Origin of the sequence: Eubacterium sp. BIOML-A2, from assembly GCF_009680135.1 — a bacterium.
Classification (GTDB): Bacteria; Bacillota; Clostridia; order Lachnospirales; family Lachnospiraceae; genus Faecalicatena; species Faecalicatena contortus_B.
This window is the reverse complement of record NZ_WKZK01000016.1, coordinates 1-23,414: the sequence shown is the minus strand read 5'-3', so window position 1 is coordinate 23,414 and position 23,414 is coordinate 1. Positions and strand designations below refer to the sequence as shown.

Genomic DNA, 23,414 nt, shown 5'->3' with positions numbered 1-23,414 from the left:
ATGTAAAATTATGTTGTTTTTTGTAAATGATAATGTTATCGTAATAATGCGGGAAAATTTCAAATAGCAGTATATTTTTAGGAGGAAACGTATGAATTACGTAAGCATTATTATCCCTTTTGTCGGGGGCCTTGGCATGTTCATATATGGAATGCAGATTATGGCCCAGGGGCTTGAAAATGCCGCCGGCAGTAAGATGAAGACATTATTGGAAGCACTGACAAAGAATAAGTTTTTTGGTGTTCTGCTCGGTGCTTTTATTACGGCCGTTATTCAGAGCTCTTCGGCGACGACGGTTATGGTTGTCGGTTTTGTGAATGCGGGGATTATGAACCTGACCCAGGCAATGGGAGTGATCATGGGGGCCAATATCGGTACAACCGTTACCGGCTGGCTTGTATCCAGTGTGGAGTGGGCGAAGTTTTTAAGCCCCGGCAATCTGGCTCCGATCGCCATTATGCTTGGTGTGATCGTAATGCTGACAGGGACCAGGCGTTCGACAAAGGATGTCTCCAGCATTATCATAGGATTTGGTCTGTTGTTTGTCGGTATTACGACGATGTCATCGGCAGTCTCTCCGCTGCAGGAATCAGAAGGATTCCGCAATATCTTTGTGACACTTGGACACAATCCGTTTCTTGGGATTATTGCAGGAGCGGTGGTCACGGCCATTATTCAAAGTTCTTCTGCATCTGTCGGTATTCTGCAGAGCCTTGCGGCGGCGGGGCTGGTTCCGTTCAATGCTGCGGTTTACATTATTATGGGACAGAACATCGGTACCTGTGTAACAGCTATCATGTCCAGTATCGGTGCAAAAAAGACGGCGAAGACAGCAGCGGTTATGCACCTTTTATTTAATATTATAGGAACCGTGCTCTTTAGTGTTGTTGCGATCGTATTTTTCAAGGTCATCTACCCGAATGCGGGAGGCGGCATTATCACACAGACAGAGATCAGTACGGTGCATACAATCTTTAATATTGGGACAACTGTCCTTCTCTTCCCGGTTTCTGACTGGATCATTAAACTGGCCAAGAAGATGGAAAAGGAAGACGACAGAGAGGTGGACCAGAGCCGTGTACTTTTGGACGACAGAATCCTGGAGACACCTGGGATTGCACTGCAGTCAGCAGTCAGCGAGGTTGTCCGTATGGGAACCATCGTAAAGGGGACATTGGAAAAGTCCAGGAATGTTATGTTTACAAAAGACTATCAGGAGATTCTGGATATTAAAGAGGAAGAAAATGTGGTGGACAGGCTGTGCAGCGGCATCACTGATTATGTCATCAAGATCAGCGCGCTGTCCATTAATGAGAAAGAGCACCAGCACATTGCGAGTATCCTGCAGACCCTGTCAGATATTGAGAGAATCAGTGATTACTGCGAAAATATTTCGGAATTTGCTGAGACACTGCAGGAAAGAAAGGCAGAATTTTCCGAAATCGGTACTGCCGAGCTCAGAGAGATGATCAATGTCTGTATCGACAGCTACGTGTATGCAATCGAGGCATTTGAGGAAAACAGCAAAGAGAAGGCTATGAAGGTGATAGAGAAAGAGAGCCAGGCTGATGATCTGGAGATCCGCCTGCGCAGCGAGCATATGAAACGTCTGGCCACGAACCAGTGCAATACGGATGCGGGAATTGTATATCTGGATGCACTTGTGTGTCTGGAACGTATCTCTGACCACTCCAGAAACATTGCAGAAGAAGTACTTACAGTAGCAAATTAATCTACAGGGACTGCTGCACGAACCGCTGAATGCGGTGAGTCGGCAGTCCTTTAGAGTAACAGTTCAGGCATGTCTGACCTGTTACTCTTTCTATCAAAAAGGCCCGGCAAAACTACGCCGGGTCTTCTGTTATCTGCGTTTAAGGTTTCAGTGCTTCGTCCAGCATTGCCGCTATATTTTCCGGCGGAACATCATCGAGAATCGTTCCCTGGCTCGGTGAGAGAACCAGTCCGGTTGGAAAGATTTCACGAAGTTGTCGTACCTTAGCCCTGACTTCCTCGGGGGTGCCGTTAGGAAGCAGTTCCTGTATATCTATTCCACCGCAGAAAGAGACGCTTTCCCCATAGGTATCTTTAATCCGGCTTGGATCCATTCCAACGGCTGTAGCCTGCAGCGGATGGATAAAATCGGCTCCCGCTTCAATGAGTTCCGGCATAGCGTCGAATATGGCTCCGCAGGAGTGATAGATGACTTTGACTCCATAGCTGTGGGCCTGCTCAATAATCTTTTTAGCTCCCGGCATAACAAAATCATGAATCATTTCCCGGGAGAGCATAAGCCCCTGTTGGCTTCCAAAGTCATTGGCAATAATAATGGCATCCAGCATTCCCTTTGTGGACTCAAAAACCACTTCATTAGCTTTCAAGTAGAAATCCACAATTTTATCGTCCACAGCCATGTAAATCTCCGGATTGCTGACCATATTCATCAGCGCAGTCTCCATGCCGAATGCGGCGCATGTATCCTGAAAATGTGCGCTCCATACCTGTGCTAGGGTGGCGCGGCCATCCGGAGCCATTGCACAGCGGCGTCTTACTTCCTCCGCATCAATATACTTTCTTGGGTCCGGCCAGTCGAAAAAATCCAGATCCGATATCTCCTGCGCAGTTTTAAAGCAGCCGTCGGCCGTCAGGGTCCGGTGGTCCGGATCTACGTTCGAGCCATTTCTGTACCAGTCGAAAGCGGCTGCTATGCTGGTAGCGTAACCTGAATCATAAGGAATATCAAAAGCATACACATCATCGCCTGCTTTGACCTGCAGCTCGTGCCAGTTGGATACGCCGAAATACCGGCATAGGATATTCATTTCCTCTCCGATCGGTGCACTCATCCATATGGGGGGTCTGTCTAAAGGCTGCCTTGCTGCGGCAGCAAGAAAACGTTCTTTTCCTGTCATTTTTAAATCTCCTTTCGTTAGAGTACGGAACTCCTTTAAACTAATATTAAAAAAAATCCAGGCTGTATACAAGACACTGGAAAATATTGAAATAGTATGAGAGTATTATTTCTCGGTAAGAAATTGACGTGATTTCCATTATTATTTATAATAAGATAGTACAAAAATTAAAATGAGCCAAAGACAGGAGATGAGGCTATGGAATATATAAAAGATGCCCCTTTTGCAAATATATTTGTATGTAACGGCGATATAGATTTTCATGACTATTATTATATATCGCCATTTAAGGAGATCGAGGACAGCATTTATTATTGTGTCAACAGAACGGGAATTGAATCCCGGGTACCCAGTCTGTTCTTTGTAGAACGGGACAGTACCATGAGCTGCTGCGAGGTGTTCTGCATTTTTTCTGGAAAGGGAAAGCTGACTTTCCGGGGCAATACTTACGAGTTGGGTAAAAACCAAGTGATTGTGCTTCCTGCTGGGGAAGAACATTCTTATGGAAGTGATGAGGCGGAGCCGCTTGGAATGTCATGGGTAGAATTCTATGGGGGCGACAGCAGAAGGCTGACGCGCCATATCGTAGACACACAGGGCCCTGTGATCGAAGGAATGATATTTTCAGATGCGTCCGCAGCATTGGGAATATTACAGCAGAAACTAATGATTGATGAGCGGCAGAATGTCTCCCTGGAGATCTACAGCCTGCTGCTGGAAATATTAAAAAATGAGAGACGCTACGCAATGGTCGAGATTTCCCAGGATGTAAAAGCCAACTTCTCCCGCGTAGAGGCTTACATAGACGCCCATCTAAGGGATGGGATTACAAACAGCCAACTGGCGGATGTCTGTGGGATCAGCCTTCCCTATTTTATCAAACAGTTCAAAGCCATTTACCGGATGACACCCCAGGAATTCGTTATGAACAGAAGGCTGAGGAAAGGCAGACAGATGCTGATGCAGACTGGACTGCCGGTCGACGAAATCTCGGAAATGCTGGGCTTTTGCAATACAAGCCATTTCATACGCCGCTTCAGAGAAAAAGAAAAAATGACTCCGGCGCAGTACAGGGGGGCTTATCGGATTGGGTAGAATCTGCTTCGGAAGCAGATTCTACCCATGTGGGCGTCCGATTTTGCAATTCTATGGTTTAATTGGATATCATGGGGTTTAATTTGTTATATAGCCGTAAGGTCTTGGCTTCGTTTGTAATCTCCAAAAGAATTGTCTGTTTGAAATCGTAAAAGATTATCATAAAGTAACGGTGTTTATCACCATCACCAATCAGATCCCGGAGGGCTTCTATTACTATCCCATTGACCACTATTTCACCGTGAACATTTATTTTTTTATTTATAATCTGGGCTTCCGAACCGATGTAGATATTTTTAATTCTGCATGCTGGCAGCGTATATGTTAGTGTATCACTGCCCCTGTCTTTTACTGTCAGAACTTGTCCGGATATACCCAGTGTCACTGTTGTTCCCCTGCTGACTGACGGTATTCCATCTAACATAATAAAATCTGCCTCTGGATCTTTATTGCTGCTGCTGAATAATCCCATAATATTTTCCTCCTTAAAGTTCAATTGAGAAAGACCGCTGCCCGTTATTTGAGTATCTCCAATTGTTATTTCTCAAATGTTTTGTTTTTTAATTTTCTTTATTATATAATACAACGCGCTATATGTCAGCGCAATTCGTTCACTGAATAATTTTTTTTACTGTCATGCACTTAACAAGGATTTAACATTATGATGATTTCAAATTTTACATTGATTTTATATGATTGCATTGTGAAGAAAATGGTTCAAGTAAATGTCGGGTATTCGCCCGAAGATTAATTTAAGATGTAAAGGAGAATTGTGAAATGAGAATGAAAAAGTTTATTGCAGTTTTATCTATGGTTAGTATGCTGGCAGTTGCGGCAACAGGATGCGGCAGCGACAGCAAGGCGGGAGATACTGCCGAGGCAAATGCAGATACAAAGACGGAGCAGGAGAGTGCTTCCTGGGACAGCTCCTATGATATTACAATTGTATCCCGTGAGGATGGTTCTGGTACAAGAGGCGCGTTTATCGAGCTATTCGGGATCGAAGAAAAAAATGGCGATGAAAAGGTTGATATGACAACGGAGGAGGCGCAGATTACAAACAGCACTTCCGTTATGATGACGACAGTAGCAGGCGACGAGTACGCGATCGGATATATTTCACTCGGATCACTGGACGACAGTGTGAAGGCCTTAAAAATCGACGGTGCAGAGGCAACCGCTGAAAATGTAAAATCTGGTACATATAAAGTATCCAGACCGTTTAACATTGCAACCAAGGAAAACCTGGACAACGAAGTGGCAAAAGATTTTGTTAACTTCATTATGAGCGAGGAAGGGCAGGCCGTTGTAGAAGAAAATCACTATATTGCAGTGGATGATGTAAAACCTTTTGAGGGTACAAGCCCGTCAGGAAAGGCGGTAGTCGGCGGTTCATCTTCCATCTCTCCGGTAATGGAAAAGCTGATCGAGGCATACAAGGCTGTCAATGCAAATGCCGAAATCGAACTTCAGACAACGGATTCTACGACAGGAATGACATCTGCGATTGACGGAAGCTACGATATCGGAATGGCATCGAGAGAGCTGAAAGATACGGAACTGTCAGAGGGGCTTCAGGCGACTGTGATTGCAACAGACGGAATTGCAGTGATTGTGAACAAAAACAGCACAGTAGATGAGCTGAGCAGTGATCAGGTAAAAGCAATCTATACCGGTGAGGCAGTCACCTGGGATGACGTGATTGAATAAAGCTCAGAAACCTGACCAGGAAGAGGGAATTGAATCGATGAAATCAAAAGCATGGAATGAGAAATTCATGCAGGGAGTATTCTTCATTGCCGCCTGTGCTTCGGTGCTGGCGGTAGCTCTCATTTGTGTCTTTTTATTTGCAAATGGAGTCCCTGCGATGAAAGAGATCGGATTTGTAAAATTTATCACCGGGGAAATGTGGAAGCCGAACAATGATATATACGGCATCCTTCCCATGATCGTCGGCAGTATTTATGTGACGGCAGGAGCAATCATTGTGGGCGTGCCCATAGGGATTCTGACCTCCGTATTTATGGCAATGTACTGTCCGAAAAAGATTTACCGGCCGCTGAAGGCGGCAACAGAACTTCTGGCTGGTATCCCTTCTGTTGTATATGGATTTTTCGGGCTGGTTGTCCTGGTTCCCTGGGTAAGAGAACTTGGAAGAACATGGCGTGATATGGGACTGACAAAAAGCAGCGGAAACGGCAGCGGTATTTTAACAGCTTCTATCCTTCTGGGAATGATGATTCTGCCTACGATTATCGGTGTGACAGAGTCTGCCATCCGTTCCGTGCCGCAGCAGTATTATGAAGGCGCGCTGGCGCTGGGGGCCACCCATGAAAGAAGCATATTCCGGGTGATCATGCCGGCGGCAAAATCCGGGGTAATTGCAGGAATTGTCCTGGGAATCGGCCGTGCGATCGGAGAGACAATGGCCGTGATCATGGTGGCAGGTAATCAGGCCAGAATGCCTGCAGGCCTCCTGAAGGGTGTCAGGACTCTGACAGCCAATATCGTGATTGAGATGGGGTATGCCGCAGAGTTACACAGAGAAGCGCTGATTGCAACGGGTGTGGTTCTGTTTGTATTTATCCTGATTATCAACTTCAGTGTAGCATTATTAAATAGGAGGTCCGGCCGTGAGTAATCAAACAACATTTCGTCAAAAAATGAAAACCTATCTTCATCATCCGGGTTCCTTTATCATGATGCTTCTGGTTTTGCTGGGTGCCGTCGTTACTTTTACAGTACTTATCTTCCTGATCATTTATATATTGGTGCACGGTGTTCCCTATATTAAGCCTTCTTTATTTTCCTTTACCTACACTTCGGACAATGCATCTTTGATGCCGGCGCTGGTGAATACGGTGACCATGACGCTGCTGTCACTGGTTGTAGCCGTTCCCCTGGGGATTTTCGCTGCAATCTTCCTGGTAGAGTATGCGAAAAGAGGCAACAAATTTATGGGAATCATCCGCCTCACAACAGAGACATTATCCGGCATTCCGTCAATCGTATACGGACTGTTTGGAATGCTGTTCTTTGTAAATACGCTGGACTGGGGCTTTTCCCTACTGGCAGGTGCATTTACACTGGCCATTATGATTCTCCCGCTGATCATGCGCACGACGGAAGAGGCCCTGAAAGCAGTGCCGGATACTTTCCGCGAGGGGAGCTTCGGCCTTGGGGCAGGAAAGCTCAGAACCGTGTTCCGGATCGTGCTTCCGTCCGCCATACCGGGCATCCTTGCAGGTGTGATCCTTGCAATCGGCAGAATTGTCGGAGAAACAGCGGCGCTGATGTATACGGCAGGAACCGTGGCAAATATACCATCCAGCGTGATGGGGTCCGGAAGGACCCTGGCCGTGCATATGTATAACCTGGCAAGCGAGGGGCTTTATATGGATCAGGCTTACGCCACAGCAGTGGTTCTGCTGCTTCTGGTCGTGGGTATCAATGCATTATCCAGTGTGATAGCCAGGCGTTTAACAAAAGCATAAAGAAAGGAATCAGATATGGGAAAAATAAGTATCAAAAATCTGGATTTGTATTACGAAGATTTCAAAGCCCTGAAGGATGTAAACCTGGAGATAGAAGCGAATAAAATCACAGCATTTATCGGGCCCAGCGGCTGCGGTAAATCGACGTTGTTAAAGTCCATTAACCGGATGAACGATCTGGTTGAGGGCTGCCGTATTGAAGGGGAGATCCTGCTGGACGGTGAAAATATATTCCGGGGAATGGATGTGAACCTGCTGCGTAAACGTGTGGGTATGGTGTTTCAGAAGCCGAATCCGTTTCCGATGAGCATATACGACAATATTGCATTTGGGCCGAGGACCCACGGAATTCATTCCAAATCCCGGCTGGATGATATTGTGGAAAAGTCCCTGCGCAGCGCGGCGATCTGGGAAGAATGCAAAGACCGGCTGAAGAAAAGTGCACTGGGGATGTCCGGCGGGCAGCAGCAGCGTCTGTGTATAGCCAGGGCGCTGGCGGTGGAGCCGGAGGTTCTCCTGATGGATGAACCCACATCCGCGCTGGATCCGATTTCCACATCGAAGATAGAAGACCTTGCGATGGAACTGAAAAAAGATTATACTATAGTCATGGTAACGCATAACATGCAGCAGGCGGTGCGCGTGTCGGACAATACGGCATTTTTCCTTCTTGGCGAGGTGGTAGAATACAATGATACGGAGAGATTGTTCTCCATACCCGCGGATAAGCGGACAGAAGATTATATTACAGGGAGGTTTGGTTAAAAAATGCGGAATAGATTTGACATGCAGCTACAGTTACTGGATGAGCAGCTCACTCATATGGGAGAGCTGTGCGAGACGGCCATTGCAAAGGCGACGAAAGCGCTGGAGGAATGCGATATGGAACAGGCCAGAGCGATCATGGAGGCCGATGAAGAGATCGACCAGATGGAGAAGGATATTGAAAGACTGTGCCTGAAGCTTCTTTTACAGCAGCAGCCTGTGGCAAAGGATCTGCGCAGGATCTCGGCGGCGCTGAAGATGATCACGGATATGGAGCGCATCGGCGACCAGACGGCAGATATTGCGGAGATTGTGATATCCTCCAGGCATAATACCGCGGCCGATATCAAGGAAATCGGCATCATGGCGGCAGCAGCGAGCAGGATGGTGCGGGACAGCGTAACGGCCTATGTAACAAAGGACCTGGAACTGGCCAAGAACGTTGTGGAGGCCGACGATGCCGTAGACCATTTGTTTGACACGATCCGTGACGAACTTGTGGACTATATCCGGAAAGAAAGAGGCGAAAATGGAAAGAGAATCTTTGACCTGATTATGGTGACAAAGTATCTGGAGCGTATTGGCGACCATGCTACCAATATCGCCGAATGGGTCGAATTTTCTATCACAGGGGTCCACAGAAATGGAACGGCTCTGGGAGAAAAATTGATAAAGGAGTGACAACATGATATATTGCGTAGAAGATGACGACAACATCCGGGAGCTGGTGATTTACACACTGGAGACTACAGGGCTCAAGGCACAGGGCTTCGCGGAAGGCGGCTCTTTTATGGAGGCTTTGGCGTTCGATACGCCAGAGCTTATTTTGCTTGATATTATGCTGCCGGGAGAAGACGGGCTTTCCCTGCTCCGTAAGCTGAAGAGTTCTTCTAAGACGAAGGACATTCCTGTGATTATGGTAACGGCCAAGGGCGCGGAGTACGATAAGGTAATCGGCCTGGATTCAGGGGCGGATGACTATGTGACAAAGCCGTTTGGAATGATGGAACTCGTGTCCAGGGTAAAAGCCGTCATGCGGCGTACGGGCAGAGCGCCGGACAAAGATGATATGAGCGTGGGCGGCGTCTGTGTGAATGTAAAAAAGCACGAGGTGACCGTGGACGGAAAAGCCGTTACACTGACACTTAAGGAGTTCGAACTGCTGGAAGGACTGATGAGGAATCAGAATATTGTACTCACGAGGGATCAGCTGCTGGAGGATATCTGGGGCTATGATTTTGACGGTGAGACCAGAACGGTAGATGTACATGTACGGACGCTGCGGCAGAAACTGGGAGAGAAAGGCGAGATTATCGAGACTGTGAGGGGCGTTGGATACCGCGTAGGAGGAGCGAATGAGAGCTAGAATCCAGAGAAGCATGGTGTTTGTGCTGTCTATAACGCTGCTGATCTCTTATTTGGTTCTGACCGTTGTGATATACCGGCAGAACCTGACTTTATTGAAGACAGAGGTGCGGCAGGAGGCCAGATATATCAAGACTGCGATTAATATTTCGGGCCCGGCCTACCTGGAACAGATGGATGAAGTGGATGTGAGGACCCGGGTGACCCGGATTGATACAGACGGAACCGTGGCGTATGATTCCAGACGGGACGAATCCACGCTGGACAACCACAGATTCAGGCAGGAGGTGGAAAGCGCCCTGAAGAGCGGCAGTGGTGAGGATATCCGGGTATCCGGCACGCTGGGAAAAGAGATGTATTATTACGCCCTTCTTCTGGATGACGGTACAGTACTGCGCGTATCTAAGCTGATGGACGGACTGGTGAGTACGGCTCTGAGAATGCTGCCGGTGATATGTATTCTGGCCGCTGTTATGCTGGTTATGGCCTGGCTGATGGCAAAATGGCAGACCGCCCGGCTGATCAAGCCCATCAATGAACTGGATTTGGAGCATCCGCTGGACAATGCTGTGTACGAGGAGATGACCCCTCTTTTGGAGGCGATGGACCGGCAGAATAAGGAGAAGGATGCCGTTTCCAATATGCGCAAGGAATTTTCCGCCAATGTCTCCCATGAACTAAAGACGCCGCTGACTTCTATATCGGGGTATGCGGAGATCATGAAAAATGGAATGGTGAGGCCCGAGGACGTTCCTAAATTCTCTGACAGGATATACAAAGAGGCACGGCGCCTGATTACGCTTGTGGAAGATATTATCAGGCTCTCCAAGCTGGATGAGGAGTCTGTGGAGCTTGAGAAAGAGGATGTGGACCTCTATGCCCTCTGCCGGGAGATCGTGAGCCGTCTTTCCCCGCAGGCAAACGCGAAAAAAGTGCACATCGTGGTGGAGGGAGAGCCTGTCGTGTATCACGGTATCCGCCAGATTTTAGATGAAATGATCTATAATGTCTGTGAAAATGCGATCAAATACAACACAGCGGACGGTCAGGTGTCCGTCTGGGCCGGCAATACGCTTCAGGGGCCAAAGGTATGCGTTGCAGATACCGGGATCGGAATACCGAAAGAGCACCACGAACGGATATTTGAGCGTTTTTACCGTGTGGACAAAAGCCACTCCAAAGAGAGCGGCGGCACCGGGCTGGGCCTTTCTATTGTAAAACATGGGGCGCTTCTGCACGGAGCCAGGGTGGCCGTGGACAGCGAGCCGGGAAAGGGGACACGCATAGATATTAAATTTTGATATAATTTATTAAAAAAGTATAAAATATATCATTGAAAAACCGTTTGGGCTGGTGTAAACTAGACCATGCGGTTTTTTGCCGCTTCAGAGCATCAAAGCAAGAAAGCCTAAAGGAGAAACAGACAATGAAAGGGCATGAACTTTTAGAAAAACTGCTGCAGTCTTATCAGGCGGCTTTTGATATTACCCGTCCATATGATGTCGAAGGGGACAGATACGAAGCGTATGCGGCTTTTAATGTGACCAGCGCAAAGTATGTCCTTGTGAAGAAGGCTGAATTGTGGCGGGCAGATTGTTTTGAGCATACGTTTTTTTCGTGCATAGACAGACTGAAAGCAGAGGATATCCAGCGCTTCCGCGGGCACATTGTTTCATTCATTGAGCCTGAACTGGTGAGGAATGGAGAAGCCTGTACCTGCGAGAATCATATGTATACATATATCACGGCGGTGTTTATCAGCGAGAGAGGTTTGACAAAGGAGGCGGAAAAGGCCGTCAGAGACTTTAAGTTTTTTAAGAATTACCGGCTTGGCCTGCGGGGATATGCAGAGGCCAGGGTGCTCGTTTTTGATATGGAGAACCGCAGGGTGTCCGGCAACCGGGCGGCGAGGGAGCTGGTCAAAGGATATGAGAAGGTCTTCTGACCTTTTTATATAAAGCTATAATTACGAAAAAAGGAGTGTGAACAATGAACGCAGTAGTAATTTTACTTGCAGGTATTCTGATTCTGGTCATTGCGTATGTTACATACGGCAAATGGCTTGCAGGACAGTGGGGTGTGGATCCGGGGAGAAAGACTCCGGCACATGAGCTTGAAGACGGGATGGATTATTGTCCGGCCAAGGCGCCTGTATTGATGGGACATCATTTCTCTTCGATTGCAGGGGCAGGCCCGATTAACGGCCCGATACAGGCGGCTGTATTCGGATGGGTGCCGGTATTGCTATGGGTATTGATCGGAGGTATCTTCTTCGGAGCAGTCCATGATTTCGGCGCATTATTTGCATCGATCCGCCACAAAGGGCAGTCCATCGGTGAAGTAATCGCTGACTCTATGGGGACAAAGGCTAAGAAGATATTCATTATCTTCTCTTACCTGACACTACTCCTTGTTGTTGCCGCATTTGCATCTATTGTTGCAAATACATTTATGGCAACCTATACGGAGTCCGGAGCGGTGGACTACGCTGCATCTGCAGCGAATTCATCAACGGCGATGATATCGATTTTGTTTATCGTGATTTCTGTGATATTCGGATTCCTGGTTTACCGCAAAAACGCATCACTGGGCGTGTCTACCGTCATTGGCGTGATTGCCATTATTCTCTGTATGGTAATCGGACTGAACTGGCATCCTCTGTACCTGAATAATAAGACGTGGATGGTTATTGTGGGAATTTATATTTTAATTGCATCCGTAACACCGGTTTGGATCCTGTTACAGCCGCGTGACTATCTGAGCTCTTTTTTGCTTTATTTTATGATGGCGGTTGCGGTGATCGGTGTGATCGGCGCGGGGATAACAGGAAATGCAAGTCTGGATATTCCTGCATTTACCGGATTTAAGGATACGCTGATGCCTACAGGAACCTCTTTGGGATATATGTTCCCTGCATTGTTTATCACCATCGCCTGCGGCGCGATTTCAGGTTTTCATTCACTGGTTGGTTCCGGTACCACTGCCAAGCAGCTGAACAGTGAGAAAGATGCCCGCCCGATCGCATACGGCGGTATGCTGATCGAGTGCGCGCTGGCAATTATTTCTCTTTGTGCTGTCGGATATGTATGGAAGTTTTACTCCGCAGGGGAACTGGTAGTGCCTACGAATGTATTTGCAACCGGTATTTCCAAGATGACGTCCACGATCCCGTTCTTAAAGGGAGCTGAAAGTGTGATATTCTCTATGCTGGTGCTTGCAGTCTCCGCATTCTGCCTGACTTCCCTGGATACGGCTACACGGCTTGCCCGCTATATGTTCCAGGAATTCTGGCTGGAACCGGGCGAAGAGGTCAAATCGGTGACCGGTTATAAGAAGGTTCTGACTAATCCATACGTGGCAACGATTATTACTGTTGTTCTTGGCATTGCGCTTGGTATGACCGGATATGCAAATGTATGGCCGCTGTTCGGAGCTGCAAACCAGCTGCTGGCTGCCCTGGGCCTCCTCGCGGTTGCGACATGGCTTGGCAAGGTGGGCAAGAACAATAAAATGTTCCTGGTTCCGATGGCTTTTATGCTGATTGTAACCATTACTTCGCTGTGCCTCACAATTAAGTCCAACTTTGCCGGAATTCTTGCCGGTGCGGACGGAGTTGGCTGGTGCTATATCCGGCTTGTGATCAGCGTACTTCTGATTGTACTGGCAGCAGTGCTTGCCGTGGACGGAATCAAGACTCTGACAGGCCAGTCAAAGAAAAAAGCAAAGGCATAACAGAAGAATTTTGGTTGACAATTCAGGCCATTTAAATTCGTCTGCGTCGAAGGTCTGTATGTCTGTAACCATCAAGTTTTCGTAGGGTCCTCGCAGACCTGTCGGAACTGTTACTTTTTGTCCTTTTGTTAAATGAATAACTATATAAAGTGAGATGACTTTACCCTCAAAGCATGCTAAAATAAATTACTTAGGATCAAAAAGTAATTTAATAGGGATATCTGCAATTGTTTCGGCAATTTGTAAATACTATCCCATAGATGTTTTGGGGGTTTTTACATGGATGAAAGGGTTAGCATGAGAAAAGATGCAGAACAGATCGTGATAAAAAATATAAACGCAGCGAATCCCGCTTCTGACAGGGACGATGGAGAAAGAACGGGCGGAGGCGAGGCAGTCTGCAGTCCGGCAGGCTTTACGGGCAGAGAACAGGAAGCTATGCGGGATGTGCTGGATCTGGCAATGAATATGGGGCGGGTACTGCTGAAGAACGGGGCGGAGATTTTCCGGGTGGAGGAGACCATTGAACATGTCTGCAGGAGATTTCACATTAAGGATGTGGAATCTTTTGTCATGAGCAACGGTATTTTTATGACTGCCAGGGATGAGGCGGAGGAAGTGTATGCCAAGGTGAAGCATATTCCGATTTCCGGCTTCCATTTAGGGATTGTTACCGAAGTGAATGATCTGTCAAGAGAGATTGCGGCTGGAAAGGTGGGGCTGGAGGAGGCAAAGGAGCGGCTGCGGCGGATCGAGGCGATGCCGCCCAAGAGGGGACGGTTCCGGGTATTTGCCGCAGGCATTGGAAGCGGCTGTTTTTGCTATCTGCTGCAGGCCAACCTATGGGAAAGCATGCTGGCAGTCGTGATTGGGTGCCTACTGTATATATTTGTGATCTTTGCGGAGAACCACAGGCTGTCAAAGATTATCATTCATATTGTGGGCGGAGGGCTTATTACGATTATGGCGCTGTTTGCTCTTCAGATTCCGTGGCCCTTCCCGGTGAGGATAGACAAGCTGATCATAGGCTCCATACTGCCGTTGGTTCCGGGGCTGGCATTTGTCAATTCGATCCGGGATATTGCAAACAGCGATTTTATCTCAGGGATCGTAAGGATCGTGGATGCCCTTCTCGTCTTTGTCTATATCGCCATCGGAGTCGGGTTCGTGCTGGGATGTTTCAATAAGCTCACGGGAGGTATGATACCATGACAGGATTTGTGCTGGTTAATATGTTCTGCTCTTTTCTGGGGACAATCGCATTCTCTGTTTTATTCAATGTGCCGCGGAGATTTTACTTCTGCTGCGGGCTGACGGGGATGGCGGGATGGCTCTGCTATCTGGCAAGTGAGAATATCGCTTCTATAGCAACTTCTACATTTCTGGGAACTGTGCTGGTGGTGCTGATGTCCAGGATGCTGGCTGTGTGGATGAAGTGTCCGATTACCGTATTCCTTGTACCGGGTATATTCCCGTTGATTCCCGGGGCGGGAGTCTACTATACGGTATATAACCTTGTGCAGGGCAGCCTGCGGGAGGCGGCAGTCAGAGGCATTGAAGCGCTGAAGATTGCTTTTGCGATTGTGCTTGGCATTGTGTTTATTGTCACCATACCGAAGCAGTGGTTCAGCCTCAGCTACTGGCGAAGGAGGCTGCGCGGCGCCTCAGAAAATTCCGATTTGTAGGCTCTGGAAAAGGTGGAATAATCCCGGAATCCGCTGGCAAAACAGGCCTCTGTAATGGGCATGCCGTCCAGGATTAGCTCCCGGGCAAAGAGCAGGCGCCGGTAGGTGATATAGCTGCCGATGGTATAACCGGTCTCTGCCTTGAACAGCCGCATCATATAGTATTTACTGATGTAGAAGATGCCTGCAAGAGTATCGATGTCCAGATGATCCGTAAGATGTCCGTTAATATAATGCATGATATCAACAATCTTAGAATTATACAATTCTGTATCCAGAAACTCCACGCGGTTTTTGATGGCGGCGCGGTTCAGGTGTATCATGAATTCCAAAAACAGCAATTGGCGGTAAAGAGAGCTGGCATACTCCTGATCCTCAAAGGAACGCTCCAGGCGGTTTGTAATCCGGAAAAGAGAACTTTTCTCTAGTGAATGGATTCGAAGTACACTGGAGCGTTCCTTTTTTGCTTTCTCAAAGCAGTAATTCAGATCATATTCCGGCGTCTGATAATCCTCCATAAAACCGGGAGAAATATAGACGATGATTCTCTCATAGGGCAGAGAATTGTCCACCTGTACGCGGTGGATATCGTTGCGGTTCACCAGTACAATGTCGTAAGGTTCAAGTTCATAGGATTTGCCTTCTATGATGTATTGTACTTTACCCTTTATAAATATAGTAATTTTATGAAAGTCGTGGTAGTGAAATTCAAACTCTTTGGAGATACTGTCCTTTAGATGGAATATACGGAAATCGCTGTTTAGATAACCTCTTTTATTGTATTGCTGCATAAGCGTCTCCTTTTCGTTATGATTGTCAGGGATGAAGACACATGAATCCGTGTGCCTCCGGGCATTCCCTGCAAGTGCCTGACTGCTCCGGCCGGCCCCGCGTAAATGCCGTCAAATATAGTATAGAGCATTATCTGCAATGTGAAAAGCATTTAATAAGTATTATATGAAAAAAATGCCTGATATAATGATAGAAACAGGAGGTGCGTTATTATGAAAATTACATTGGAACGTTATCATGGTCTTGGAAATGATTATCTGGTTTTTGATCCGAATAAGAATGAATTAGAATTAAATAAAGCAAATGTGGAGATGCTCTGCAACCGCAATATGGGGCTGGGCTCTGACGGGATACTGGAAGGTCCGTTTATCGGGGAAAAACACATGTCCCTTCGCATATGGAATCCGGACGGAAGCGTTGCCGAAAAGAGCGGAAACGGAGTGCGTATTTTTGCCAAATACCTGAAGGATGCCGGCTATGTGCAGAAGAAGAATTACAAACTTGTGACAGACGGAGGACTGGTGGAAATCACGTATCTGAACGAAGACGGCAGCAGGCTGCGTATTTCCATGGGGCGTCTGTCCTTCTGGAGCGATGAGATTCCGGTGACAGGAGAGCGCCGCGAGGTCATCAATGAAGACATGGTATTCGGCAGGACATTGTATCCGGTAACCTGTGTATCCGTGGGCAATCCTCACTGCGTTATCCCAATGCGTGAGATCTCGCAGCCGCTTGTATGCAAGATCGGTAATTATTCCGAGGTTGCAAGGTATTTTCCGGACAGAATAAATACAGAGATTATGAAAGTGATCGACAACAATAATATTGCCATAGAAACATATGAAAGAGGAGCCGGTTACACGATGGCAACAGGCACAGGAGCGTGTGCAGCAGCAGGAGTGGCCCACAAACTGGGCCTGACCGGAAATAAAGTAATCGTACACATGCCGGGCGGGGAACTGCAGGTAGAGATCGATGATAACTGGGAGGTTTACATGACCGGAGAAGTATTCTATGTGGCAAAAATCTCTCTTTCTAATGAGTTTGTGGAGAAACTGCGGGCGGTTTGACGGCAGGGAGCCGCAAAAGGAAGGGATGGCCGCAAGCCGCCCAAGTGCACCTATGCCGCCTCGAAATGCGGACGCGAACCTAAGAAATTCTAGGAATCTGACAGCCGCGAAAGTGGGGTACGGATGACACATCACGAGAAATTTGATGATTTCTCGCGCTGGGTCATCCGATTTTGTGATTCGGAGATCACAAAATCTCCCCACTTTCCCGGCTGTCGGCTTCCAAGAATTTCTAAGGCCCGCTTTAGCATTTCGAGGCGGCATAGGTGCACTTGGACGGCTTGCGGCCATCCCTTCCTTTCGCTGGGTGCATCCAATCGGTAGGTAAGGCCGTTAACCGGGGAGGCTCCTTAACGGGGGCAGCGTACTGATACGTTTGGCGGCACAGCATAGCTCCGGTATATGAATAACACCTACAATTTTCACTTGCGGGGACTGGGGTGTTTGTGCTAACATAGGTATAACAATTAAAGGCAGGTGATGATATGCTGATTGAGATAGATTTTAACAGTGAAGAGGCGATTTATATTCAGCTGCGCAATCAGATTATTATGGGGATTGCTACTTCTACGATTCATGAAGGGGATTCGCTTCCGTCTGTGCGTCAGCTTGCTGACACGGTCGGGGTGAATATGCATACGGTAAATAAGGCATACAGCGTTCTGAAGCAGGAAGGGTTTATTCAGCTGGACAGAAGACGGGGCGCGGTTATTGCCCTGGATGTGGATAAGATGAAAGCGCTGGACGAGATGAGGGAGCAGCTTACAATTTTACTGGCAAAGGGCTGTTGTAAGAATATTTCCAGGGAAGAAGTGCATAATCTGGTGGATGAAATATTTGATGTGTATGATGGAGCCTTTTAAGAGACTTCTGGAAGGAGTCTCGATTTATGATGGGATAAAGGCGATATAATTTTAAAATTGATTGAATAGTGACAGGAGGAAAATATGCAGATAAATTATACAAATTAGGCCGAATGCGCCATTAAATATGCGGCATCGATGGCAAAGAAGCTGAAGCATCCGTATATTGGTACGGAGCATTTGCTGCTGGGGCTGCGCAAGGAGTTTACAGGGGTGGCCGGACAGATTCTGGCGTCGAACGGCGTGGATGAAGAGCGCATCCTCCATCTGATGGATGAGCTGATTACACCGGCTGGGGATGTGCTGAGTGTGGAGCATCCGGAGGAGAGCCCGAGGCTGCAGTATCTGCTGGAGAACAGCAACAGGGAGGCGCGGTGCCTTCACACAAAAAGCGTGGGTACGGAGCATCTGCTTTTGGCGATGGTCCACGATGTGGACTGTGTTGCAACCAGGATATTGACTACGCTCAATATCAGTCTGCAGAAGATTTTACAGGATGTATTGAATGCGGCAGGAGTGGATCCGAAAGAGTATCAGGAGGAACTGCAGGATGAAACCCACGGAAAAAGCGCCGTGGTGGAGCAGTTCTGTACAGATCTGACTGCCGAGGCGGAAGAGGGCCGGCTGGATCCTGTTGTAGGCCGGGAGCAGGAGATCTACCGACTGATGCAGGTACTGAGCAGAAGGACAAAGAACAATCCCTGTCTGGTAGGGGAACCCGGTGTTGGGAAAACTGCCATTATAGAGGGGCTCGCTTCCAGGATTGCTATGGGTGTGGTACCGGATAATATGAAAGGCAAAAAGATTTACACCCTAGATCTGCCGGGGCTGATTGCGGGCTCCAAGTACCGCGGGGAGTTTGAGGAGCGTATGAAAGGGCTGATTGGCGATGTAAAGGCCAGCGGCAATATTATTCTTTTCCTGGATGAGCTGCATACAATGATCGGAGCAGGCGGAGCGGAAGGAGCGATTGACGCTTCCAGTATCCTAAAACCATCCCTTGCCCGCGGAGAGATGCAGCTGATCGGCGCAACGACGATTGCGGAGTATCGAAAATATATCGAAAAAGATGCGGCTCTGGAGCGCCGGTTCCAGCCGATTACGGTAGAGGAGCCGACCAAAGAACAATGCCTTGAGATCCTGCATGGACTGAGCGGCAAATACGAAGCCCACCACAAGGTATCTGTACGGGAGGAGGCCCTTGAAGCAGCGGTACAGCTGTCGGAAAGATATATTACAGACAGAAATCTTCCGGATAAAGCAATTGATGTCCTGGACGAAGCGTGTTCCAGGGTCAGTATGCGGGGTTATAAAGTGCCGGAGAATCTTAAAAGTCTGGAAGATTCCCTGAAAGAACTGCTCAAGCAGAAAGAGGAGCTCATTAAATCCGGCGACTTTACGAAGGCATCTCTTGTTCACACGGAACAGAAAGCGGTTGAGGATAAGCTGGAAAACCTGAAAAAGCGTTTTCAGAAAAAGACGGCATCCCACCATCCGGAAGTGAAAGAAGACGATATTGCAGACGTGGTATCTGCGTGGACAAAAGTGCCGGTGCAGAAGCTTGCTGAGAGCGATACGGACAGACTGAAAAAGCTGGAACAGGTTCTTCATAAAAGGGTCGTGGGCCAGGAGGAAGCAGTCAGTGCCGTGGCCAGAGCCGTTAAGAGGGGGCGTGTTGGATTAAAAGACCCAAAACGTCCGATTGGTTCTTTTCTGTTCCTAGGCCCCACGGGGGTAGGTAAGACGGAACTCTCAAAAGCGCTTGCGGAGGCGATGTTCGGAAATGAGGATTCTATGATCCGGGTCGATATGTCAGAGTATATGGAGAAGCACTCTGTATCTAAGATGATAGGGTCTCCTCCGGGGTATGTTGGGCATGAAGAAGGCGGACAGCTCAGTGATCAGGTGCGTACGCATCCCTATTCGGTTATACTATTTGATGAAGTGGAGAAAGCGCATCCGGATGTATTTAACATACTTCTCCAGGTGCTGGATGACGGCCATATTACAGATTCCCAGGGGCGGAAAGTAGATTTCTGCAATACGGTAATCATTATGACATCCAATGCGGGTGCAAAAGCAATTGTAGAGCCTAAGAAACTGGGATTTGCCGCCAAAGAAGATCCGGCAGGGGATTATAAGCGGATGAAGCAGAACGTGATGGATGAGGTGAAAACGATCTTCCGTCCGGAGTTTCTGAATCGGATTGATGAAATTATAGTATTCCATGCGCTGAACAATACCCATATGAAGCAGATTGTAACTCTGCTGTGCAGAGAATTCACAAAACGCGTGAAAGAACAGATGAATATAACACTTACGCTCAGGGAATCTGCGAAGAAATTCATTGTCGAGAAAGGGACCGACGCAAAATATGGTGCCCGTCCCCTCAGGAGAGCCATGCAGACAGAACTGGAGGATAAGCTGGCTGAGGCGATCTTAAACGGTGAAGTAAAAGAAGGGGACCGTGTGGAGGCAGGAGTATCTAAAAAAGAAATTAAATTTTACCCAAAGTCCATAAATGAGTAGAAAATAAAAACGAAGTATTATATAATACAAACAGGATAACCATCAATCTGAAATACCTAGGAGGATAATAAAAATGGCAACAGTAAAAGAACTACTACGCGCAGAAGATGACGGAACACTCAGTTTTGGAGACTATACATTAGCATCCAAGACAAAAATGGACAATTTCGAATTTGAAGGCGATATCTATAAAGTGAAGACATTTAAAGAGATCACGAAGCTGGAGAAGAACGGAATGTTCGTATACGAATCCGTACCGGGAAGCACAGTAGAGAACTTCAAGGCTACTGATGCAGAAGTGACATTCACAGTATCCGCACCTGAAGACGTACAGTTCACATTAGAGCTGGAACCAGACAGTGAGTATGAAGTATTTATCAATGGTACAACAGCTGGCAAGATGATGACAAACTTAAGCGGCAAGTTAAGCGTCAGCACAGAAGTAAGCGAAGGAGACAGCGTGACTGTCAGTGTATCAAAGTGCTAGTACTGGAATTATCTGCATAAAGCAATAAAAAAGGAGACAGGGAAACATAAGCCTGTCTCTTTTTCATAGGTACCTCATAGGGGTCTGATCCTTTTTCCAAAAGAGCAGCCCCCTATGAGGTACCTGGGAGGAAGGAGCATTATGGCGAAGGCAAAAAAAAGTGTATTTTTCTGCCAGAACTGCGGGCATGAGGAGTCAAAATGGCTGGGGCAGTGCCCTGCCTGCAAGGAATGGAATACTTTTGTTGAGGAGAAGGTAAGTACCGCGAAGACAGCAGTGGTTAAGACTGTAAGGGAGGCGGAGGTTGTATCGCTCTCGGAGGTCAGTGCGGACGATCACACAAGGATTCTGACGGGGATACAGGAATTGGACCGGGTACTAGGGGGCGGTATTGTTCCGGGTTCCCTGGTACTGGTGGGCGGCGATCCCGGAATCGGAAAATCAACACTTCTGCTTCAGGTATGTCAGCGGCTGTCACAAGAAAAGAACATTCTATATATATCAGGTGAAGAATCTCTGGCACAAATCAAGCTTCGGGCGAACCGTATGGGGGAATTTAAGGAAAATCTCAAGCTATTGTGCGAAACAAACCTGGAGACAATTAAGAATATTATCGAGGGCCGGCACCCCCAACTGGTGATCATCGATTCTATTCAAACGATGTACAGTGAAGAGGTATCTTCTGCACCGGGCAGTGTATCCCAGGTGAGGGAATCAACGAATGTTTTTATGCAGCTTGCAAAAGGCCTGGGAATTTCTATATTTATCGTGGGACATGTGACAAAAGAAGGAACAGTTGCAGGGCCAAGAGTTCTGGAGCATATGGTGGATACTGTGTTATATTTTGAGGGGGACAGGCATGCGTCCTACCGGATCTTGAGGGGTGTAAAGAATCGTTTTGGCTCTACCAATGAGATTGGTGTGTTTGAGATGAGACAGACAGGGCTCACAGAAGTGGAAAATCCTTCTGAATATATGCTAAGCGGTAAACCGGAAAATGCGTCCGGTTCTGTAGTAGCATGTTCGATGGAGGGCACAAGGCCGATTCTGATTGAAATACAGGCGCTTGTCTGCCAGAGTAATTTTGGGCTTCCAAGAAGAACGGCAGCAGGCACAGATTATAACAGAGTTAATCTGCTGATGGCTGTACTGGAAAAAAGAATCGGGCTGCCGCTTTCCAATTATGATGCCTATGTAAATATAGCAGGAGGGATCAAGATGAATGAGCCTGCAATCGACTTGGGAATTATTATGGCGTTGGTTTCCAGCTATAAGAACCGGCCAATTGATGAGAAAATGATCGTATTTGGGGAAGTAGGGCTGAGCGGTGAGGTCCGGGCAGTCAATATGCCGGAGCAGAGAGTGTCGGAAGCAAAAAAACTGGGGTTTGAGACCTGTGTACTGCCAGCTGTATCAAGAGATATGGTGAAAGATATAAAAGGAATTAAAATAGTAGGTGTTAAAACGATTAATGATGCAATGAATCTTTTATAAAACGTTGTATATTAAGTGTAGAAGGAAGAAGAGTAATGATATCAGTCCAAGAAAAGGAGAAATGGTAATGGAGTTTACAAAAAATAATACATTCTGGATACATGAACCCACCCTGTATCACTTTGAAGAGGGGAAGCTAGCTATCATAACAGAACCGGAAACGGACTTTTGGCAGCGTACCTATTATGGATTCCGCAATGACAATGCACCTGCGCTGCTGATAAAAACTGACGAGCCCTACTTTTCATTTACAATTAAAACCGAATTTGACAGTACCCACAGATTTGATCAGTGTGGCATTATGGTATATCAGGATAGCGATAACTGGCTGAAAGCATCTATAGAATACGAGAATGAGTATTTTCAGCGCCTGGGAAGTGTAGTCACCAATTGTGGATATTCAGACTGGGCGACTACGGATATTCCGGCGGATCAGAAGAGCATGTTTTACAGACTGAGCAGGCGTAAGAGTGATTATCTTGTGGAAAACTCCTACGACGGAATTCATTTTAAGCAGATGAGAATTGCACATCTTTTCCAAGGGGAAGGGCATGTTAATGTTGGGGTATACGCATGCAGCCCTGAAAAATCTTCATTCCAAGCTGTGTTCTCAGAAGCAATATTTTCAGAATGTCTTTGGGAACCGCATCAGTAAAAAATTGCATAACAGCGCTGTCAAATCTAATAATAAAATGTCTAAGTTGTACGAACAAAATAAAAAACAAGAAAATTATTGACAATTACGAACTGGAATGATAATATTAAGTTCCATCGCGGATGACATACCTGCTGCAAGCGAGACTGGCAGAGCGGAAGCTTCTGAGCCAGACAGGAGTTATGCAGGGGTTCGACCAACTGGCAGATCAAGTTGAAAAATGTCGAAAAATGCTTGACAAATAGCAGCGTGATGTGGTAAGCTATTAAAGCTGTCGCATGAGGAACTGGAAACAACTGGAAACTCAATGTAGAAAAGAAAAATAAAAAAGTTCTTGACAGATGACGACGAACATGGTATCATGTAAAAGTTGCTGCTGACGACAAAGAACGACAGCAAAGTACCTTGATAATTAAACAATAGACAACAAACCCTTGAAAATTTCTTATAGAGAAAATTTTTAAGAACAGCATCATAAT

General features: G+C 47.1%; 22 protein-coding genes. 19 read left to right on the top strand and 3 right to left on the bottom strand.

Annotated elements, in window-relative coordinates; translation table 11 throughout:
- Positions 1-91 precede the first annotated feature (91 nt).
- Positions 92-1,732, top strand: a complete 1,641-nt coding sequence (locus tag GKG43_RS07970) for a Na/Pi cotransporter family protein (protein WP_050640058.1) — start codon at positions 92-94, stop codon at positions 1,730-1,732.
- A 139-nt stretch (positions 1,733-1,871) separates the two neighbouring features.
- Here GKG43_RS07970 and GKG43_RS07965 read toward each other — a convergent pair whose 3' ends face one another.
- Positions 1,872-2,909 (bottom strand): uroporphyrinogen decarboxylase family protein, encoded by a 1,038-nt coding sequence (locus GKG43_RS07965; protein ID WP_050640057.1) that lies wholly within the window; start codon positions 2,907-2,909, stop codon positions 1,872-1,874.
- Positions 2,910-3,107: 198 nt separating this feature from the next.
- On the opposite strand from GKG43_RS07965, the gene GKG43_RS07960 reads away from it, so the two are divergent.
- Positions 3,108-4,004 carry an AraC family transcriptional regulator gene (locus GKG43_RS07960; protein WP_050640056.1) on the top strand — a complete coding sequence of 299 codons (897 nt, stop codon included), beginning with the start codon at positions 3,108-3,110 and terminating at the stop codon, positions 4,002-4,004.
- A gap of 58 nt (positions 4,005-4,062) precedes the next feature.
- Here GKG43_RS07960 and GKG43_RS07955 read toward each other — a convergent pair whose 3' ends face one another.
- Positions 4,063-4,476: a hypothetical protein gene (locus GKG43_RS07955; protein WP_050640055.1), complete on the bottom strand. Its 414-nt coding sequence runs from the start codon at positions 4,474-4,476 to the stop codon at positions 4,063-4,065.
- A gap of 305 nt (positions 4,477-4,781) precedes the next feature.
- Here GKG43_RS07955 and GKG43_RS07950 point away from each other — a divergent pair, with 305 nt between their 5' ends.
- The 11 genes from GKG43_RS07950 (at position 4,782) to GKG43_RS07900 (ending at position 15,045) form a co-directional block, all read left to right on the top strand.
- A complete protein-coding gene (locus tag GKG43_RS07950; RefSeq protein WP_050640054.1) occupies positions 4,782-5,714 on the top strand; it encodes a substrate-binding domain-containing protein in 933 nt (310 codons plus the stop codon).
- Between the two features lie 37 nt (positions 5,715-5,751).
- Positions 5,752-6,645 carry a phosphate ABC transporter permease subunit PstC gene (gene pstC / locus GKG43_RS07945; RefSeq protein ID WP_050640836.1) on the top strand — a complete coding sequence of 298 codons (894 nt, stop codon included), beginning with the start codon at positions 5,752-5,754 and terminating at the stop codon, positions 6,643-6,645.
- Positions 6,638-7,498, top strand: a complete 861-nt coding sequence (gene pstA / locus GKG43_RS07940; protein WP_050640053.1) for a phosphate ABC transporter permease PstA — start codon at positions 6,638-6,640, stop codon at positions 7,496-7,498. Before pstC ends, pstA begins: the two co-directional genes overlap by 8 nt.
- A 15-nt stretch (positions 7,499-7,513) precedes the next feature.
- Complete coding sequence (gene pstB / locus GKG43_RS07935; RefSeq protein ID WP_025656581.1) at positions 7,514-8,263, top strand: phosphate ABC transporter ATP-binding protein PstB; 750 nt, start codon at positions 7,514-7,516, stop codon at positions 8,261-8,263.
- 3 nt (positions 8,264-8,266) lie between these two features.
- Entirely contained in the window at positions 8,267-8,944 is a 678-nt protein-coding gene (gene phoU / locus GKG43_RS07930) for a phosphate signaling complex protein PhoU (protein WP_050640051.1), read from the top strand.
- 4 nt (positions 8,945-8,948) lie between these two features.
- Complete coding sequence (locus GKG43_RS07925; RefSeq protein WP_129878942.1) at positions 8,949-9,629, top strand: response regulator transcription factor; 681 nt, start codon at positions 8,949-8,951, stop codon at positions 9,627-9,629.
- The gene (locus GKG43_RS07920; protein ID WP_055152806.1) at positions 9,619-10,929 is read left to right on the top strand and encodes an ATP-binding protein; all 1,311 of its coding nucleotides are present in this window, start codon (positions 9,619-9,621) and stop codon (positions 10,927-10,929) included. Before GKG43_RS07925 ends, GKG43_RS07920 begins: the two co-directional genes overlap by 11 nt.
- A 125-nt stretch (positions 10,930-11,054) precedes the next feature.
- Entirely contained in the window at positions 11,055-11,573 is a 519-nt protein-coding gene (locus GKG43_RS07915) for a hypothetical protein (protein WP_129878941.1), read from the top strand.
- Between the two features lie 44 nt (positions 11,574-11,617).
- Complete coding sequence (locus GKG43_RS07910; RefSeq protein WP_050640048.1) at positions 11,618-13,360, top strand: carbon starvation protein A; 1,743 nt, start codon at positions 11,618-11,620, stop codon at positions 13,358-13,360.
- Positions 13,361-13,639: 279 nt separating this feature from the next.
- The gene (locus GKG43_RS07905; protein WP_082202888.1) at positions 13,640-14,572 is read left to right on the top strand and encodes a threonine/serine exporter family protein; all 933 of its coding nucleotides are present in this window, start codon (positions 13,640-13,642) and stop codon (positions 14,570-14,572) included.
- Positions 14,569-15,045: a threonine/serine exporter family protein gene (locus tag GKG43_RS07900; RefSeq protein ID WP_050640047.1), complete on the top strand. Its 477-nt coding sequence runs from the start codon at positions 14,569-14,571 to the stop codon at positions 15,043-15,045. Before GKG43_RS07905 ends, GKG43_RS07900 begins: the two co-directional genes overlap by 4 nt.
- On the opposite strand, the gene GKG43_RS07895 is transcribed toward GKG43_RS07900, so the two are convergent.
- Positions 14,997-15,836, bottom strand: a complete 840-nt coding sequence (locus tag GKG43_RS07895; protein ID WP_050640046.1) for an AraC family transcriptional regulator — start codon at positions 15,834-15,836, stop codon at positions 14,997-14,999. The genes GKG43_RS07900 and GKG43_RS07895 overlap by 49 nt on opposite strands.
- A gap of 213 nt (positions 15,837-16,049) precedes the next feature.
- Here GKG43_RS07895 and dapF point away from each other — a divergent pair, with 213 nt between their 5' ends.
- The 6 genes from dapF (at position 16,050) to GKG43_RS07865 (ending at position 22,935) form a co-directional block, all read left to right on the top strand.
- Entirely contained in the window at positions 16,050-16,907 is an 858-nt protein-coding gene (gene dapF, locus GKG43_RS07890; RefSeq protein ID WP_050640045.1) for a diaminopimelate epimerase, read from the top strand.
- Between the two features lie 485 nt (positions 16,908-17,392).
- Positions 17,393-17,770 (top strand): GntR family transcriptional regulator, encoded by a 378-nt coding sequence (locus tag GKG43_RS07885; protein ID WP_050640044.1) that lies wholly within the window; start codon positions 17,393-17,395, stop codon positions 17,768-17,770.
- A 138-nt stretch (positions 17,771-17,908) separates the two neighbouring features.
- Positions 17,909-20,299 carry an ATP-dependent Clp protease ATP-binding subunit gene (locus tag GKG43_RS07880; protein WP_243125831.1) on the top strand — a complete coding sequence of 797 codons (2,391 nt, stop codon included), beginning with the start codon at positions 17,909-17,911 and terminating at the stop codon, positions 20,297-20,299.
- Between the two features lie 73 nt (positions 20,300-20,372).
- Positions 20,373-20,786: a hypothetical protein gene (locus GKG43_RS07875; protein ID WP_050640042.1), complete on the top strand. Its 414-nt coding sequence runs from the start codon at positions 20,373-20,375 to the stop codon at positions 20,784-20,786.
- 141 nt (positions 20,787-20,927) lie between these two features.
- Positions 20,928-22,280, top strand: a complete 1,353-nt coding sequence (gene radA, locus GKG43_RS07870) for a DNA repair protein RadA (RefSeq protein ID WP_117440854.1) — start codon at positions 20,928-20,930, stop codon at positions 22,278-22,280.
- A gap of 67 nt (positions 22,281-22,347) precedes the next feature.
- Positions 22,348-22,935, top strand: a complete 588-nt coding sequence (locus GKG43_RS07865) for a DUF1349 domain-containing protein (protein ID WP_202976921.1) — start codon at positions 22,348-22,350, stop codon at positions 22,933-22,935.
- Positions 22,936-23,414 lie beyond the last annotated feature (479 nt).